This is a genomic window from Bradyrhizobium sp. Leo78 (assembly GCF_059512425.1).
In genome coordinates this window covers 76,585-93,579 of record NZ_JCAMOT010000001.1, presented here as the reverse complement: position 1 = coordinate 93,579, position 16,995 = coordinate 76,585, and the positions used below count along the sequence as shown (strand labels likewise).

Below are 16,995 nucleotides of genomic sequence, written 5' to 3'. Positions count from 1 at the left end.
CTCCCAATACTGGATGGAGATGTCCCATCATCGGGGACGAGACGAGAAGCGCCTTCATGCACGGTCTCCGTTGAGCTGAGCAGTTGAGCCGCGGTCATTGACGGCTCGTCGGCTGCGACGGGCCAAGCACGGCGTCTCATTATTGTTCGGTCGCTGTTACGGCAAAGTCACCGGAATGGACGAATGCGCTACAGCCGCAACAATCGGTCGAATCAGCTTCGCGTTACGGAAGTAACAGAGCGCGTGCGGACTGAAATCAACGCGCAATATTGCGCTGACAGTGTTGGGCGAGGTCCTTCGATCCGGCGCTCAGTTGACTGACAGAACTTCGACAAGCTCAATCCAAATGACGGCGCTTCCAGGCAAGACGGACTCGCTCGCGTTCACGTGCCTGCTCGGTTTGATGGCCACCCTTCCGGGCTTCGGCACCGACATGGCACTGCCGGCCCTCGCGGACACAGCCACGTCTCTTGCAGTTCCGGTACATAGTGCCGGCCTGACGATCAGCAGTTACATGATCAGCTTCGGCCTTGCGCCGCTGCTGTTCGGGCCGCTGTCGGATCGATACGGTCGCAAACCGATGGTCACGCTTGGCACCATCATCTTCATCATGGCATCGGTCGGATGCGCGCTGGCACCGTCGCTGCCGGTGTTGATTGCATGCCGCGTCATCCAAGGCATCGGCGCGGCGGCCATGACCCTTGCCATCGCGATCGCCCGTGACGCGTTCGACGATACTGTCGTCCGCCAAAAACTGTCGAATATCGTGATGGCGATCTACGTCTCCCCGATCGCCGCGCCGATGGCCGGAGCGGCTTTGCTCGACCTTGCGGGCTGGCGCGCGATCTATGCAAGCCTTGCAGCGCTCGGAATTGTCTTGCTGGTAGGCCAGCGCTTTGGCCCCGACTATGACCTGAAGCCGCGATCGGCGACCCGCTTGAGCCTTCTGGCGCTTATCGGAGATTATCGCTGCGTCCTGTCGCATCCGACCTGCCGCGCATATCTCCTTGCCGCCGCGGCGTCCTTCGGGGTTCTCGCCGCCTATGCGACCGGATCGGCCCTTTTCCTTGTCCAGGTCGCCGGGATGAGCTCAAGTCAATATGGAATCATATTCGGCCTGACTGCATTCGCCGGAATGGCTGGAGCGTTCGTCGACGGCCGGCTCAACGCGCGCGGAGTTCCATCGCATTATTCGTTGTCGATCGGATTTGCCATCCAGGTTCTTACATCGTCGATCCTGCTGGCCATGACGCTGCTGAGCTGGACGCCGACCACCGTCGTCATCCTGCTATTCGTCACGCTCACATTCAGCGGAGGGATCGCGGCGCCGGGCCTCATGCAGGGAGCGCTGCAAGCGCTGCCGGACATGGCGGGCACCGTCAGCGCCGCAACCAACAGTCTTGTGATGATATCAGGCTCATTGACCAGCGCGCTCACGGCCGTTCTCTTCGACGGCCGGACGGCACTGTCGATGGCCGGCGTGATGGAATTCTGCGCTCTCGTTGCGCTGCTATTCTTGGGAATGGCAGTCGGACGAGCCAGGCAACAGGCCGTGATACACATACCGCCGTCGTCCCGGGCTTGACCCGGGACCCATGACCACAGGCCCCTGTTGTGTGCTCGGCTGCAGCCACTTGCTTGCGCCACAACCACTCCCTGTGGTTATGGGTCCTTGCTTTCGCAGGGACGACAGCGCGGCTGAGGTCTGCGCCTTGTACCACCAACATAGGCCAACGAGCGAAACTCGCTCGTTGGCCCTGGACCTCACGCTACCTCACAGCGTCTTGTCGACCTGCGCGTAGCCGCCTTTGCCGTCCCACTTATAGACGACATAATCGATGGCCTTGATGTCACCCTTTGCATCGAAGGCCAACTTGCCGATCACGGTGTCCCATTCGCCGGCCTTTATGGCATCGACCACCTTCTTCGGGTCGGTCGTACCGGCCTTCGCCACCGCCTGCGACCACACCTGGAACGCCGCATAGGTGTAGAGCGTGTAACCCTCGGGATCGATGTTCTTGGCCTTGAACTTCTCGACGATGGCCTTTGCGGTCGGCTTTTCGCGAGGATCGGGACCGAAGGTGAACAATGTGCCCTCCGCAATAGGCCCGGTGATCGAGGCGAACTCGCGGTCGTTGATCGCATCGCCCGCCATCAGCACCGTCTTGAGCCCTTGATCGCGCATCTGGCGCAGGATCAGGCCCGCTTCCTGATGATAGCCGCCGACATAGACCAGATCGATGTTCTCGCGCTTGAGCCGAGACACGATGGAATTGAAATCCTTGTCGCCCTTGTTGAAGGACTCGAACATCTTCTCGGTGACGCCGGCCTTGTTGAGCGCCTTCTTGGTTTCGTCGGCAAGTCCCTTGCCGTAGGTGGTCTTGTCGTTGAGGATCGCGATGTTCTTGCCGGCGAAGTTCTTGGCGATGTAGCCGGCGGCAACCAGGCCCTGCTGGTCGTCGCGGCCGCAGACCCTCAGCACGTTCCACAGCTTGCGCTCGGTAAGCAGCGGATTGGTCGAGCCCGGCGAAATCTGCAGCACGTTGCCGTCCGCATAGGCTTCCGAGGCCGGGATCGACGACGAAGAACAATAGTGGCCGGCGACGAACGGAATTCTCGCGCTGGCGATCTTCTCGGCGATCGAGCGCGCCTGCTTCGGATCGCAGGCATCGTCGTTGACATCAAGCACTAGCTTCCTGTTGAGGAGACCGCCGGCGGCGTTGATATCGGCCACCGCCTGCTCGGCGCCGTTCTGGAACTGGCGGCCGAACGCAGCTTCGCCGCCAGTGATCGAAGAGGCAACCGCCACCCTGATGTCCTGGGCCAGCGCTGCAGAGGACAGCACAAGTGACACACCTAGTGTTAGACCGAAGAGCTTGACCACTTTCATACGAAAGTCCTTGGGGTTGTTTTAGAGAGACGGCGACTGCGCCGGTCCCTTCATAGCATGGCCGGCTGACATCGGCGCGATGTCAGCGTATTTTTTTTACCAATGGTGCTGGCTGCATCGAGGGCGAGGTGGCGTGAGCTCTGTTATGCGTTATCGCCAGGAAGGCCGCCGCGGCCCCGCGTTACGGCCGTAGCCGTATTTTCCCGCGTCGGAATGTTCCGGAAACATGGCCGCGCCAGAGTCTCGGCGACTGATATTTGCAGGGAGATATCGATGTCGCACATCGACCAACTGTTCTACACCCGCCCATATCCGAAACAGATCCAACAGGCGCCGAACGCTCCGCGATGGTATGTCTCGATCAGCGCGATGGTGACGTTCCTGCTGTCGAAGATGAGGGAAGAACTGGCGATACGCCAGGCCATGGCAGAGCTGCGGGATCTCGACGACCGAATGCTGCGCGACGTCGGATTATCCCGCTACGATATTGCATCCATCCGCAGGCGCGAAACCTAGCCGGTTACACAGCGCGCAAGGACCTCGATCGCTGATGATCAACGGCGCGCACCGCGCGCCCGTTGAATTCGCGCGCCGACACGGTTTGCATTTCGATAGGACAGCATCATGAAGCACGAAACTCTGTTGCAGACATCGGCTGCGACCTCGGGCCTGGTCAGAAGGTTGGTTCGAGCCCAGGGTGATCCGGCGAAGCAACGTATACGCGCATGGCTTGGCAATATCTGTGACGAGAAACTCTTGAACTTCGGACTCTCGGCGGCCGATATCGCGCTCTTGCGGGCGCGTTGCCCTGAGAACTCTGATGCATCGGGTCGCAAATTGGAGGCCCGACGAATCGCGTGAGAGCTTCAGCGAGACGAATCGCGCCGGCACTCTGTCGGCGTGACTCCGAAACGGCGGCGGAACCGCTGGTTGAAGTAGGAGACCTCGCCGAAGCCGCATGCGAGCGCGATCTCGCTGATCTTGAGACGATCTCCCTGCTCGCTCGTAAGCATCTGCCGCGCCTGCTGCAGGCGACGCTCCAGCAGACGCTCCGTGAAGCTCTGGCCCGTCTCGTGCAAGAGATCCTGCACATATCTGGTCGAGAGACCGAGATGGCGGGCAACGTTCGCTGCTGAGAAACCGGCACTCATGAAGCTTCGATCGATCTCGGCAATAATGTCGTGAATGCGCGATGCCCGCAGGCCACGCGTCGTGGCGATCTGCGCGGCATCACCGCGCGCGCCGAGCACCAGCGCGGTCAGGTCGAGAAGGGTGGTGCGAATATGCCCGTCGAGCTGCGGATCGTGGGGCGCACGCGACAGCTTCACGACGCTTTCGATATAGCGCCGCAAGTGCGCAACGGCCGGCCGCTGCGGATCGAGCGGCCGCGCCAACAGGTCGTCTGCCTGGCTGACCAGCGCGGTCAGCTGATCCCGGCTGACCGTCAACGTCGTCCAGGCAAAGGGCGTATCGGACGCCATGTCGGTCGGCACGCCATTTGTCCCGAGAAATACGCCGCCGGAAGGGAGATTCGCTTCGCGGTGTGACTGATCTACTCGCAGCGTGCCCGTACCGCGGTGGAAGACGAGGCAGAAGTCGTCATCGGGGCCGCGAGAAATCGCGCTTCTCGATCGCCTGACCCTGCCGAAGGTGCCGCCGAATCGTGTGACGTGAATGTCCTGAAAGCCGGACCAGCGAAGAAAGCCGGAAAACGGTCGGTCCTCGAACCTCGTGATGTCGACGCAACAGGTGAGCGCCTCCACTTTCTCGTACCAGAGGGAAAACCTTCGATCGTCTTCGAGCGGCGGATCGAGATTGTCGGAGTGGAAGCTTGATTGATGCATTGTTCTTGAAATTGCACTTACACACGCATGCTACCGGGGCTAATCGACGCGGGCCATGAGTAACTCTGCCGCAGCGCGCCCTGAATCGCGCGCATGCCGCTTCGGGTTGTTGCGCAACGGCCACAGGGACGAACGGTTTAGCGGGAGCGCGCTCGGGCTAAAATCCGGTGCGGGCGAGAACAAGACCATCGGTGCAACCCCTGCCATGTTGCGACACGGCTGCTGCGAGGAACTGCGTCGAGCTCCCCCCTGCGAGGTCGCGACGCGCTCGCCCAGCCTTCACATGTCGCCGTTCCATGACGGCGATGCATTGGAAAACCCTTTCTCCAGGGAAATTTAGGGGCGTGGTAATGAAGACGTTTCTACTCGGCACTGTCTTTGGTTTTGGCCTGGCGGCGGGCCCGACCTTTGCCGCCGATCTGTCCTATCCGGTCAAGGCGCCGCCCATCGCGGCCGTCCCAGTGTTCTCCTGGACCGGCTTCTATATCGGCGCCAATGTCGGCTTTGGCGGCGACAAGTTCAACTATCCGTTCCAGGCATTCCAGCGGCAGCTTCAGGCGGAAGCGCCTGCGCTCGAATCGAGCATCGCCGGCAATCTCAACCTGAACTCGAGCGGTTTCTTCGGCGGTGGCCAGATCGGCTACAATTATCAGTTCGCCAACAATGTGGTCGCCGGCATCGAAGCCGATTTCGAATGGTCGGGTATCGAGGGCAAGCTCGCGGGCGCCGCGCTCTTCACCGCTCCGGGCGTTGTCGGCAACGCAAGCTTCGACATCGGATCCGAGATCGAATGGTTCGGCACCGTTCGCGGTCGCCTCGGCTACACCTGGGACAGGGTCCTTCTCTACGCGACCGGCGGCGCGGCTTACGGCAAGGTCAAATCGCACGCCAGCTTCAACGCCAATGGACTTGTCGGTCCGCTGCCGGCCGTGATCTCGGCGAGCGACACGCAATGGGGCTGGACCGCGGGCGCCGGTCTCGAATACGCCCTCGCGCCGAACTGGTCCTTCAAGACCGAATATCTCTACGTCGACCTTGGCAGCCACACCGTGTTCAACAGCGCGGTCGATGACGTCGCCAACGGCTTCTTCTCGAGCGCCAGCATGGACGTCAGCACCAAGCTTCACACGGTCAAGGCCGGCGTCAATTACAGGTTCTGAGCGAATCCACGATCTTCAATGACCTGAGGGCTGCGGCATCGCCGCAGCCCTCGCCGTTTCCGGCTCTGCTCAACCGCCACCGAATCGATCGAATTGTAGTGAATTCGCTCTCGTTACTTTAAGGTCGGGCGGATAGCTGGTCGTGCTGGGGAAAGGTCCGGAGTTGTGGTCCTTGTTCGATATGTTCACCGTCGGGCTGTTGGCCGAGGCCGCATGCGCGATTGGCTGCTTGATCGTTGTGATCACATGGGTGCGGGATCGCTCCACTAAGTCCTATTCCTGGTGGATCCTCGGGTTCCTGCTGTCCTTTCTTGGCGTCATCCTTGCCGCACAGCGCCAGACGCTGCCCCAGCTCTCGGCCTTCGGCGTTCCCGGCTTTTTCGCCCTGTTTGGCGCGGGCGCGCTCTGGTGCGGTGTGCGTGTTTTCGACCAACGACCGCTACCTGTATTGGCCTTGCTGCCGCCGCTGATCTGGGCAGTGGGCCTGCCGTTCGCGTATCCGAGCTACGCGCTTCGCCAGATCGATTACAATCTCGCGATCGGCACGATGACCCTGCTGATCGGCCTCGATCTCTGGCGTTCATCGTCCCGGGAACTTTCGCCGCGGCTCTGCATCGCGCTGATCTGCCTGTTTGAGACGGTCGTCAGTTACAGCCAGGCCATTGCCATCTTCGTCATGCGCGACGAAATCGGCGCGGGCCCGCTCCGGGGGTGGCTCACCTTTGCGCCGTTCCAATCCGCCGTCGCGATGGTGGCGATCGTCGTCCTCGGCATTCTGATGATCGGCGAGCGTTCCGAGCGCCGGCTCCGCGATCTCGCGATGAACGATCAGTTGACTGGCGTCCTCAATCGACGCGGCTTCTTCGAGACCTGCGCAGCCCGGCTTGCCAAACTATCCGGCAAGTCGTGCGAGATCGCGATTGCCCTCTTTGACATCGACTACTTCAAGGCCATCAACGACAAGCATGGCCATCCTGCCGGAGACGAGGTCATCGCCGAGTTCGCCAGGCGTGCCGCGCGGGCGATCCGCCAGGGCGACGTCTTCGGCAGGATCGGCGGGGAAGAGTTCGCGCTGCTGCTGCCGAACACCACGATCAACGATGCAAGGCTCGTCGTCGATCGAGTTCGCGCCACGTTCAGCGATGCGCCGATCCTTCATGACAACATTCAAATCATGGCCACCGCGAGCGCCGGGATATCGATCGCCGACGCTCGAGACATCGTCTTGGATCGGCTGATGTCGGCGGCCGATTCCGCCCTGTACGCGGCGAAGAAGGCGGGACGCAATCGGACCAGCATCCTGCACCCGGTGACGCCGACCGATCGCGACGCTGCGCCGATCGTCCGCAGCTCGTCCTGACTTTGCCTGGAGCCTAGCCGTCGAACCCCGCCGGGATGAAGGCCGGCAGCTTCTCCTCGATGAACTGCTTCACCTGCGGCGAATTGAAGACCTGGATGAACGCCTTCAGGCGCGGATCGTCCTTTTTGTCGGCACGGGCGGTGAAGCGCAGCACCAGGCCGTCATCGATGGTTCGGTCGATGATCAGCGCCGATTTCGGATCGCCGCCGGCCGGGATCAGATAGGTGACGTTGACGAGCGCCAGCGTGACGTCGTCAAGCGAACGGTAGGTCTGCGCGGGATCGAGTTCGACGATCTTCAAATTCTTGGGATTTTCGATGATGTCGAACTTGCTCACCGAAAAACCCTTGCCCGGCGTCAGCTTGATCAGGCCGGCGCGTTCGAGCAGGATCAATCCGCGCGCCCCGTTCAAGGGCTCGTTCGGAATCGCCACACTGTCGCCGGACTTGATCTCGTCGAGGCTCTTGATCGTCTTCGAGAACAATCCGACCGGCGCGATCACGCCCACCTTGTCGACCTGAACGAGATTGAAGCCGCGCTGCTTGTTCTGCAGCGCCAGGTAAGTCCCGTGCTGGAACAGGTTCGCATCGACATCGCCGCTGTTGACCACTTCGTTCAGCGCCACCCAGTCGCTGAGCTCGACAATCCTGACGTCCTGCCCCTTCTCCTTGGCGAGCTTGGCCGCATAGCCAGCCAACTGCCCGACCGGGCCGGCACTGGTCGCGATCTTCAGCGGCTCGTCGGCAACCGCGGCTGTGGTGAGGGCAAGCAACAGGCCGGCGGCCTGCGCCATACGCATGAACGTCTTCATCTTGTCAGGTCCATCCCTTCTCGAAGGATCGTATGAGGCGGCCTCACGAGCGCCGTTGACGAATGATGCTTGCCGATCTCTGCTCTGTCGAGAGATCGGAGAAAATAGCGATGCGCGTGCTGCCGCTTTGCCCTGGGGCGGCGGTAATCTTTCATCCGGTGCGGCAAATTGAAAACAACGTCGTCCGGCTTGCGTGATACGTTTTCGCGAAACACAAAACCTTTGCCGGAGAACGGCTGATGACGAGACCGCGAGAACTTCGCTTCAACGCGTTCAACATGACCGCGCCGAGCCACAATTGGGCCGGCCTGTGGTCGCATCCGCGCGATGCGTCGATCGACTACAACACGCTTCATTATTGGACCGACTATGCCAGGACCGCGGAGCGCGGCCTGCTTGACGGCATCTTCCTTGCCGATGTCTTTGGCGTCTACGATGTCTATGGCGGCAATCCGGATACGGCGATCAGCCACGCCGTCCAGTTGCCCAACGCCGAGCCGACGCTACTGGTCTCCGCAATGGCGCTGGTCACCGAGCATATCGGCTTCGGCATCACGTCGAACCTGACGTTCGAGCATCCCTATCAATTCGCGCGCCGCTTCTCGACACTCGATCATCTCACCAAAGGACGGATCGGCTGGAACATCGTGACCGGCTATCTCGACAGTGGCGCTCGCGGGATGGGCCTGCCCACCGCCCGCGCCCATGACGAACGCTACGACGCGGCGGAGGATTTTCTCGCCGCCGTCTACAAGCTCTGGGAAGGCAGTTGGGAGGATGACGCGGTCCGCCGCGACCGCGAAACGCGCGTGTTTACCGATCCGGCGAAAGTCCATCGTGTCAGGCACGAAGGCTCGCATTATCGCGTCGACGGCATCCATCTCGCCGAACCGTCGCCGCAGCGCACGCCATTGTTGTATCAGGCGGGAACGTCACGGCGCGGCCGCGCCTTCGCCGCGAGGCATGCGGAAGCGATCTTCCTCAACGGCCAGACCAGGCCGATCCTCGCCCGCGCCGTCCGCGAGATCAGGGAGGCCGCCAAGGAGTTCGGGCGCGATCCCTATGACATCAGGCTGTTCGCCGGCGCCACCGTTATCGTCGCGCCGACTCGCGCCGAAGCCAACGATCTACTCGCGGACTATGCCCGCCATGTCGACCAAGCCGGGCAACTCGCGCTGCTCTCGGGATGGACCGGCATCGACTTCTCGACCTACCGTCCCGAAGAGGCCGTGCAATATGTCGAGAGCAATGCGATCCAGTCGATGGTCGAGAATTTTACGCTGCGCAGCGAGCGGCCGGTGAAGATCGGCGACCTTGCCAGCTTGAGCCACCTCGGCGCACGCTCACCCTTCGTGGTCGGCTCGCCGCAGGACGTGGCCGACGAACTGATCGCCTGGGCGGAAGAGACCGACGTGGACGGATTCAACCTGTTCCGTCTTGTCGTGCCGGAATCGCTGAACGCGTTCGTCGATCTGGTGGTGCCCGAACTGCAATCCCGCGGCGTCTACAAGACCGCCTATCGCGACGGCACCTTACGGGAGAAGCTGTTTCCGGGACGCGGACCGCGCCTGCATGCGACGCATCCGGGCGCGGGATTTCGCCGCCTGGCGACCGATGCCGTTCGATCCAACGCCGCCGAATAGTGTATTAGCCGTTCGGCAGCGCGAAGCGAACAAACGCCGCGTAGGGTGGGCAAAGGCGCTCTTTGCGCCGTGCCCACCATCAAGCACTCCGCTCGCAATGGTGGGCACGCTTCGCTTTGCCCACCCTACGTCAGGTCTATCACCACGTGGCGATATAGGTGCCCTTGAAGCGCTTATCGAGGAACTCCTTCACCTGTTGCGAGTGATAGGCGTCGACGAGTTGCTTGACCCAGGGCTTGTCCTTATCTTCCTCGCGTACAGCGATGATGTTGACCCACGGGCCATCTTTCGACTCATGCGCAATCGCATCGGTCGCGGGATTGAGGCCGGCCTGCACCGCGTAATTGTTGTTGATCGAGACGAGGTCGACGTCCTGCAGCGAGCGCGGGAGCTGCGCCGCGTCGAGCTCGACGAAACGCAATTTCTTCGGATTGTCGGTGATGTCGGCAATCGTCGAGGCGACGTTGTTCGGGTCCTTCAGCTTGATCACGCCGTGAAGGGCAAGGATCATCAGTCCACGCGCGCCGTTCGAGGGATCGTTGGCGATCGCCACCCGCGCGCCCTCCGGCAGATCCGACAGCTTCTTGTATTTCAGCGAGTAGACGCCCTGCGGCGAAGCGATGGTATTGGCGACCTTCACGATCTTCCAGCCGGTCTTGGAGATCTGGTTCTTCAGATAAGGCTCATGCTGGAACGAGTTCGCTTCCAGATCCTTCAGCGCCAGCGCCTGATTGGGAATGACGTAGTCGGTGAATTCGACGACCTTGATGTCGAGGCCGCGTTCGGCGGCCACTTTCTTCACCACCTCGATGATTTCGGCGTGGGGCCCGGCAGTGACGCCTACCCGGATGGTTTCGGCCCGTGCGGCGCCGGCAAACAATGCGGCTGCCGCAACGATCGCGGTAAAGATTCGCATAAAGCTCTCCAAAGATCACACAAACGTAACTCGGCTGGCACTAGCGCCGATCATTGGTGGCTTCAACCGCCTGCGCGACAAAACGACGAAACGGCTGCGATCATTCAGCGTGGGGAACAAAACATTTGCTCTACATGGTGCAGCGCGATGCTTCTGTTCTCCGCAGCCGATCGGTCCTCCGTACGAACGGATGATGCAGCACGGTGACAGCATGTCACGCGAAACGTAATTCTCTTAATTGTCGTCCGCGGAGAATTTTGCCCCACATCGGACGACTTCTCCGGAATTGCCACCGGCACGCGATTGATCGCAAATGAGGTTCCGGAATTCATCTGCATTATTTTGGAAGCCACAGATATGTTGTTCTCGCCTCGCCCGCGTTCGCAAGTTCCAGCCGCCTCCCGGATCAAACCCATCACGCGCCGGCTCGCCATGAGCGCGCTTGGCGTGCTGGCGATGATCTCGCTGGCGCGGCCTGCGATCTCGGAGGAAATCCGGATCGGCTACCAGAAATCCTCGACGCTCACCGCGATCCTCAAGACCAATGGTGAATTGGAGAAGGCGCTCGCGCCGCTTGGGATCACCGTGTCGTGGCACGAATTCACCAGCGGATTGCCACTGCTCGAGGCCATCAATGTCGGCAGCGTCGATTTCGGCGCCGACGTCGCAGACACCGTGCCGATCTTTGCGCAGGCCGCCGGCGCCAAGCTCGCCTATGTCGCCGAGGAAGCCGCATCGCCGTCGGCGCAGGCGATTTTGGTGCCGAAGGACTCGGCCGTGAAATCTGTGGCCGATCTCAAGGGCAAGAAGGTCGCGGTGACAAAAGGCGCCGGCAGCCATTTCCTGTTGCTTGCAGCGCTCGCCAAGTCCGGCCTCACCTTCAAGGACATCACGCCCGCCTACCTGACGCCGGCCGACGGCCGCGCCGCCTTCGTCAGCAACAATGTCGATGCCTGGGTGGCCTGGGATCCCTTCCTCACCAGCGCCAGCCGCCAGTCCGGCGCGCGGACCCTTTCCGACGGCAGCAACGGGCTCGCAAGCTATAAGCGTTACTATGTCGCCTCGGCTGCCTTTGCCGATCGCCGCGGCGACGCGCTCAACGTGATCTTCAACAAGCTTGCCGAGACCGGGAAGTGGGTGAAGGCCAACCCCAAGGATGCCGCGACCATTCTCGCCGGCCTCTGGGGCATCGACGCCGCGGCAGTGGAAGAAGCCAACAGCCACCGCTCCTATAACGTCGGCGCAGTCACCGTCCCCGGCCTGTCGGAGCAGCAGCGCATCGCCGATGCGTTCGTCGCCGAAGGCTTGATCCCGAAGAAGGTCAATACCACCGACGTCAAGATCTGGGCGCCGAAAGGATCCTGACGGCGCCCGCGAGGGCTCAACGATGGCGCAGCCGGCGGTTGACCCGGCGCGCCAGATAGTCGCCGGCGGTCTGCACTGTCTGCACCAGCGCGATCAGGACCACCACCACGGCCAGCATCATGCCCGGCATGAAGCGCTGATAGCCGTAGCGGATGCCGAGATCGCCCAGCCCGCCGCCGCCGACTGCGCCGACCATCGCCGAATAGCCGAGCAGGCTGACCACCGCGAGCGTCAGCGACAGCACGAGCCCCGGCAGCGCCTCGGGGATCAGGACCTTGAGCACGACCTGCAGCGGGGTGGCGCCGAACGACGACGCGGTTTCGATCAGACCGGCATCGACCTCGCGGATCGCGCCCTCGACAAGGCGCGCGATGAACGGCGTCGAGGCGATGGTGAGCGGCACGATCGCCGCTCCCGAGCCGATCGAGGTTCCTGCGACAAGGCGCGTGAACGGGATGATCGCGACGACCAGGATGATGAAGGGCGTGGAACGCGTCGCGTTGACGATGACGCCAAGGATCGCATTCGCAGCCGGCGCGGCAAACAATTCGCCCTTGCGGCTGGTCGCGAGGAACACGCCGATCGACAGGCCGAAGAACGTGCCGAGCGAGGCGGAGACCGCGACCATGAACAGGCTTTCGCCGGTCGCCTGGATGATGAGATTGATGAGTTCAGGCGACATAGCCGAGGCGCTCCGCGGAAAACCGATGTTGGACAAGGAAAGACAGCACGCGCGCAACCACGGCCTCATCGCCGGGCACGCCAAGCGTCAATGACCCGACCTGCTGGCCACCGATCTCGTCAATCCGCGCCGACAACAGCGCCGCGTCGATCGCGAGCTCGCGCGACAGGCGCGCCACCAGCCGGTCGCCGCCATCGCCGCGGACGAGCACGCGGATCACGGCCTGGCCACCTGGCGTCGGTTGCTGCTGCAGCCGGCTCGACAAGGAAACCGGAACCGCGTCGCCGAGGACCTCGGAGAGAAAGCTCTGGGTAATCGCATGTTGCGGATGGGTGAAGATGTCGGCGACATGACCGCGCTCGACGATGTGCCCGGCATCGAGCACGATCACCTCCTTGGCGAGCTGTCGTACGACCGACATCTCGTGGGTGATCAGGATGATGGTCACGCCGAGCTCACGGTTGATATTGGCGAGCAGGTCGAGAATCGAGCGCGTCGTCTGCGGATCGAGGGCCGAGGTTGCCTCGTCCGACAACAGCACGTTCGGCCGGGTCGCCAGTGCACGCGCGATGCCGATGCGCTGCTTCTGGCCGCCGGATAGCTCCGACGGATAGCGATTGCGCTTGTCGGCGATATCGACGAGGTCGAGCAGCTCGGTGACGCGCGCGGCGATTTCGGCTTTCGACCAGCCGGCGATTTCAAGCGGCAAGGCGATATTGTCCGCCGCCGTCCGCGACGACAGCAGGTTGAAATGCTGGAAGATCATGCCGATCGAGCGTTGGGCCAGCCGCAGCTCGCGACCGGAAAGCGCCGAGATGTCGCTGCCATCGACGATGACGCGGCCGGTCGTCGGTTTCTCCAGCCCGTTGATCAGCCGGACTAGGCTCGACTTGCCGGCGCCGGAGCGGCCGATCACGCCGGTGATCGCGCCGCGCGGAATTGCGAAGTCGATGTCCTGCAGCGCCGTGACGCTCGGCTTACCGCGATAGGCGGGGTAGGTTTTCGAGACGGCCTCGAACCGCACCATCGCCTCCTTGGAGACGACATCGGGGGCGACGGGCGGAAATGCCTCCGGCGGTCGTGAGGCCGCGAGAGATTGATGCACATTCATTGCTGAAATCCGGTCTTTCGGCTGCGCGTTGCACTGCAAAATTACGCGAGCAGGGGCCGCTGGCAATTCCAGATATCGGCGGAGACGTAGGCCAAGCTTTCGTCGCTCGCCTTGGCAAGAGAAATTCCTTCCGCCAGACTGTGTGCTGGTTTTTTGGGCACCGACCGATCGCTAGCGTGAACCTGCCAACAATGCAGTTCCGTCGGCCGCCGCCGCGGACTGCGCCTGCCGCACGCGCGGGATGACCTCCCTGGCAAAACGCTCCATCTCGGCCTCGAACGGCTGGAACTGCAGCATGAACAGCTCGATGCCTGCTGTGTGGAATGCAAGGATGCGCGACGCCACCTCGTCATAGCTGCCGACAAGGCCGGCCGCCGTGCCGCCATTGCTGCCGACCCGCGCGGACTTCTGCATCGTCTGCATCATCACGACCTTCGGATCGGTGTTCTGCTTCTGGATCGCCCGCAGCGGCGCATCCTTGGCGGCGAGGTCCAGGAGCCGCCGGTACGCCGCCTGCGCCTCGTCGTTGGTCTGCCGCGCGACCACGAACGCCGAAAGGCCGAAGCGCAAGGGCGCCGAGAGCCGCGGGCGCGCCGCGACATCGGCAATCAGCGCCGCGACATCCGCCAGCGGCTGGCCGTTGATGAACCAGACGTCGCCGTGATCGGCGACCAGCGCCCGCGCCGGCTCGGATTCGCCGCCGACATAGATCAGCGGCCGTTGCCGGTAGAGGTCGGCGGGCCGGAGCGCATAGTCGCGCACGTCGAAATGCTCGCCCTTGTAGGTCAGGTGTTCGCCCTGCATCAGGCGCGACACCACACTGATCCATTCGCGGCCATAGGCATAGCGCGCGTCATGCTCGGCAAAGCCGATGCCCGCCTTTTCGAGCTCGGGCTTATTCCAGGCATTGACGAGATTGATCGCGAAGCGGCCGCGGCTGATGTTCTCGATGCCGAGCGCCATCTTCGCCAGCACCACCGGATGATAGAGATACGGCTTGATCGCGGCGATGATCTCGATCCGGCTCGTCAGTGCCGCAAGCGCCGCCGCCGCGCTCCACGCCTCCAGCTGATCGAGATCCTCTTGATGCGGATTGATGGTGTGCTGCGCGACCAGCGTGGAGTCATAGCCGAGCCGCTCCGCTGCCAGCACCAGATCGCGGTTGCGTTCCCACGACGCATCATACGGCTCCTCCGGATCGTGATGCGCGGCACGCGGTCCATGAACCAATGCCCAGATGCCGAAACGAAGCGGTCGTGCCGTCATTTGTGATTTCTCTCGAATTGCGCGCATCATGCCGTGGCGGAAGCGCGGCTGTTTTCGCCAAAGCGCGAAGCGAGATCAAGCGCAGCCGCGGTGAAAGATATTCTTTGCCGTCTTGCGCGCGCAAAGAAACCAGAAAACTCTCCGGCACCAGACAATTGGAAAACCGCTCTATTTCTGTCCGGCTAAATTCGTGGGACATTTTGCGACGTATGGAAGGGCGTGCACTCACGCGGCGGAGCGCCGCAGTTGGGTGGGTGCTCCGATGTGCCTCGCGCGTGGCATCCTGATGTCGCTTCATCGGCGCGCGCATCATGCAACACGATGAAGCGAGGACGACGTTGTCTTGAGCAACCTGGAACAAACCGTTTCCCCGGCCGAATTTGATGGGACCGAGAGCAAGGACGGCGCGGCTGCATCCCCGCGGAAACCATTCGAGCTGAGCCGCCGCGGACTGCAACTGCTCTCCTGGCTCGCACCGGTGACGCTGCTCGTCGTTTGGGAAGTGCTGGCGCAGGCCGGATGGCTGTCGCCGCACGTGTTGCCGGCACCAAGCAAGGTCGTCAGGACGGCGTTCAAGCTTGTGACCACCGGAAGCCTGCTCAACGATCTCGGCATCAGCCTGCTGCGTGCTGTGGCCGGCTTTGCGATCGGCGGCGCCATCGGCTTTGCGCTTGGCACGCTGGTCGGCTTCTCGCGCATCGCGGAGGCCGCAATCGACCGCAGCGTACAGATGATCCGCGCGATCCCGTTCCTGGCGGCGCTGCCGCTCGTGATCGTCTGGCTCGGCGTTGGAGAGGCCGAGAAGATCTTCCTGGTCGCGCTTGGCGTCACCTTCCCGATCTACATCAACACGACATTGGGAATTCGCCAGGTGGATCCGAAACTGATCGAACTCGGACGCATCCAGGGTCTTGGCACGCTTGAATTGATCCGGCGGATCATCCTGCCGGGCGCCCTGCCTTCGATCCTGACCGGCGTGCGCTATGCACTCGCGACCGCATGGCTCGCCTTGGTGGTGGCCGAGACCATCGGCGCGCAGTCCGGCATCGGCTTCCTCGCGATGGATGCCCGCGAATTCCTGCGCACGGACGTGATCGTACTGACGATCGTGATCTATGCGCTGATCGGCGTCGCTGCGGACGCGATCGCGCGCTTGCTCGAGCGGCGCTTGCTCGCCTGGCACCCGAACTATGGAGGCGCGCGATGACCCTTCATGTCGTGCCCTCCTCCGTTGCCTCGCCCGCGGTGGTGGTGACCAACCTGCGCCGCGCCTATGGCAAGCGCGTGGTGATCGATAACCTCAATCTGCGCATCGAGCGCGGCGAGTTCGTCGCGCTGCTCGGCGAAAGCGGTTGCGGCAAGACCACGCTGCTGCGCGCGCTGGCCGGGCTCGACCCAATCGACGGCGGCCGCATCGTGGCGCCGCGACGGCCGGCTGTCGTGTTCCAGGAGCACCGCCTGCTGCCGTGGGACAGTCTTTGGCGCAACGTGTCGCTCGGGCTTCAGGTGAAGGATCCGCGCGAGCGCGCCGCAGCAGCGCTGGCCGAGGTCGGCCTCGGCGACCGGCTCGATGACTGGCCGCGCAATCTTTCCGGCGGGCAGGCCCAGCGCGTCGCGCTGGCGCGCGCCCTGGTGCAGCAGCCGGAGCTATTGCTGCTCGATGAACCCTTTGCCGCGCTCGACGCGCTGACCCGTATCCGCATGCACGATCTCGTCCGCGAACTGGTGGCAAACCATCGGCCGGGCGTCCTGCTCGTGACACATGACGTGGACGAAGCGATTGCGCTCGCCGACCGCATCCTCGTGATGCGCGAGGGCCGGATCGCGTTTGAGCATCGAACCAAAAGGGATGGCGCTGGCCGCATTGCGCGATCCGAGCTGCTCGCAGAGCTTGGCGTCGTTGCGTCTCACCATACAGCTTGAGCTCTTCGGAAGGACCGTTCATCC

The 16,995-nt window shown here is 62.7% G+C and carries 16 protein-coding genes; 9 read left to right on the top strand and 7 right to left on the bottom strand.

What is annotated here, in order from left to right:
• The first annotated feature begins 346 nt into the window (after nucleotides 1-346).
• Nucleotides 347-1,585, top strand: coding sequence for a multidrug effflux MFS transporter (locus tag AC5ZG1_RS00425; protein ID WP_496131687.1), 1,239 nt, complete (start codon nucleotides 347-349; stop codon nucleotides 1,583-1,585).
• A gap of 189 nt (nucleotides 1,586-1,774) precedes the next feature.
• Here the strand turns inward: AC5ZG1_RS00425 and AC5ZG1_RS00420 are convergent, their stop codons facing one another.
• Nucleotides 1,775-2,890, bottom strand: a complete 1,116-nt coding sequence (locus tag AC5ZG1_RS00420; protein ID WP_496131686.1) for a branched-chain amino acid ABC transporter substrate-binding protein — start codon at nucleotides 2,888-2,890, stop codon at nucleotides 1,775-1,777.
• Nucleotides 2,891-3,163: 273 nt separating this feature from the next.
• Here AC5ZG1_RS00420 and AC5ZG1_RS00415 point away from each other — a divergent pair, with 273 nt between their 5' ends.
• Nucleotides 3,164-3,406, top strand: coding sequence for a DUF1127 domain-containing protein (locus AC5ZG1_RS00415; protein ID WP_456641103.1), 243 nt, complete (start codon nucleotides 3,164-3,166; stop codon nucleotides 3,404-3,406).
• Nucleotides 3,407-3,756: 350 nt separating this feature from the next.
• Here AC5ZG1_RS00415 and AC5ZG1_RS00410 read toward each other — a convergent pair whose 3' ends face one another.
• On the bottom strand, nucleotides 3,757-4,734 hold the full coding sequence (locus AC5ZG1_RS00410) for a helix-turn-helix transcriptional regulator (protein WP_496131685.1): 978 nt from the start codon (nucleotides 4,732-4,734) through the stop codon (nucleotides 3,757-3,759).
• Between the two features lie 350 nt (nucleotides 4,735-5,084).
• On the opposite strand from AC5ZG1_RS00410, the gene AC5ZG1_RS00405 reads away from it, so the two are divergent.
• Both AC5ZG1_RS00405 and AC5ZG1_RS00400 read left to right on the top strand, forming a co-directional pair.
• Complete coding sequence (locus AC5ZG1_RS00405; protein WP_496131684.1) at nucleotides 5,085-5,894, top strand: outer membrane protein; 810 nt, start codon at nucleotides 5,085-5,087, stop codon at nucleotides 5,892-5,894.
• A 181-nt stretch (nucleotides 5,895-6,075) separates the two neighbouring features.
• A complete protein-coding gene (locus AC5ZG1_RS00400) occupies nucleotides 6,076-7,254 on the top strand; it encodes a GGDEF domain-containing protein (protein ID WP_496131683.1) in 1,179 nt (392 codons plus the stop codon).
• 13 nt (nucleotides 7,255-7,267) lie between these two features.
• Here the strand turns inward: AC5ZG1_RS00400 and AC5ZG1_RS00395 are convergent, their stop codons facing one another.
• Entirely contained in the window at nucleotides 7,268-8,065 is a 798-nt protein-coding gene (locus AC5ZG1_RS00395; protein ID WP_496131682.1) for a MetQ/NlpA family ABC transporter substrate-binding protein, read from the bottom strand.
• Nucleotides 8,066-8,127: 62 nt separating this feature from the next.
• Between AC5ZG1_RS00395 and AC5ZG1_RS00390 the strand changes: the two genes are divergently transcribed.
• Together AC5ZG1_RS00390 and AC5ZG1_RS00385 are read left to right on the top strand one after the other, a co-directional pair.
• Entirely contained in the window at nucleotides 8,128-8,262 is a 135-nt protein-coding gene (locus AC5ZG1_RS00390; protein ID WP_496131681.1) for a hypothetical protein, read from the top strand.
• Between the two features lie 42 nt (nucleotides 8,263-8,304).
• Nucleotides 8,305-9,708: an LLM class flavin-dependent oxidoreductase gene (locus AC5ZG1_RS00385; protein WP_496131680.1), complete on the top strand. Its 1,404-nt coding sequence runs from the start codon at nucleotides 8,305-8,307 to the stop codon at nucleotides 9,706-9,708.
• Nucleotides 9,709-9,847: 139 nt separating this feature from the next.
• On the opposite strand, the gene AC5ZG1_RS00380 is transcribed toward AC5ZG1_RS00385, so the two are convergent.
• On the bottom strand, nucleotides 9,848-10,624 hold the full coding sequence (locus AC5ZG1_RS00380) for a MetQ/NlpA family ABC transporter substrate-binding protein (RefSeq protein ID WP_496131679.1): 777 nt from the start codon (nucleotides 10,622-10,624) through the stop codon (nucleotides 9,848-9,850).
• Nucleotides 10,625-11,056: 432 nt separating this feature from the next.
• On the opposite strand from AC5ZG1_RS00380, the gene AC5ZG1_RS00375 reads away from it, so the two are divergent.
• Nucleotides 11,057-11,989 carry an aliphatic sulfonate ABC transporter substrate-binding protein gene (locus tag AC5ZG1_RS00375; protein ID WP_496131678.1) on the top strand — a complete coding sequence of 311 codons (933 nt, stop codon included), beginning with the start codon at nucleotides 11,057-11,059 and terminating at the stop codon, nucleotides 11,987-11,989.
• Nucleotides 11,990-12,005: 16 nt separating this feature from the next.
• On the opposite strand, the gene AC5ZG1_RS00370 is transcribed toward AC5ZG1_RS00375, so the two are convergent.
• The 3 genes from AC5ZG1_RS00370 to AC5ZG1_RS00360 form a co-directional block, all read right to left on the bottom strand.
• Nucleotides 12,006-12,671, bottom strand: a complete 666-nt coding sequence (locus tag AC5ZG1_RS00370) for a methionine ABC transporter permease (RefSeq protein WP_496131677.1) — start codon at nucleotides 12,669-12,671, stop codon at nucleotides 12,006-12,008.
• Nucleotides 12,661-13,782, bottom strand: coding sequence for a methionine ABC transporter ATP-binding protein (locus AC5ZG1_RS00365; RefSeq protein ID WP_496131676.1), 1,122 nt, complete (start codon nucleotides 13,780-13,782; stop codon nucleotides 12,661-12,663). The genes AC5ZG1_RS00370 and AC5ZG1_RS00365 overlap by 11 nt, the downstream gene beginning before the upstream one ends.
• A gap of 171 nt (nucleotides 13,783-13,953) precedes the next feature.
• Nucleotides 13,954-15,048, bottom strand: a complete 1,095-nt coding sequence (locus AC5ZG1_RS00360; RefSeq protein ID WP_496131675.1) for an LLM class flavin-dependent oxidoreductase — start codon at nucleotides 15,046-15,048, stop codon at nucleotides 13,954-13,956.
• A 436-nt stretch (nucleotides 15,049-15,484) separates the two neighbouring features.
• Between AC5ZG1_RS00360 and AC5ZG1_RS00355 the strand changes: the two genes are divergently transcribed.
• On the top strand, nucleotides 15,485-16,255 hold the full coding sequence (locus AC5ZG1_RS00355; RefSeq protein ID WP_496131880.1) for an ABC transporter permease subunit: 771 nt from the start codon (nucleotides 15,485-15,487) through the stop codon (nucleotides 16,253-16,255).
• On the top strand, nucleotides 16,252-16,971 hold the full coding sequence (locus AC5ZG1_RS00350) for an ABC transporter ATP-binding protein (protein WP_028162062.1): 720 nt from the start codon (nucleotides 16,252-16,254) through the stop codon (nucleotides 16,969-16,971). The genes AC5ZG1_RS00355 and AC5ZG1_RS00350 overlap by 4 nt, the downstream gene beginning before the upstream one ends.
• The last annotated feature ends 24 nt before the right edge of the window (nucleotides 16,972-16,995 follow it).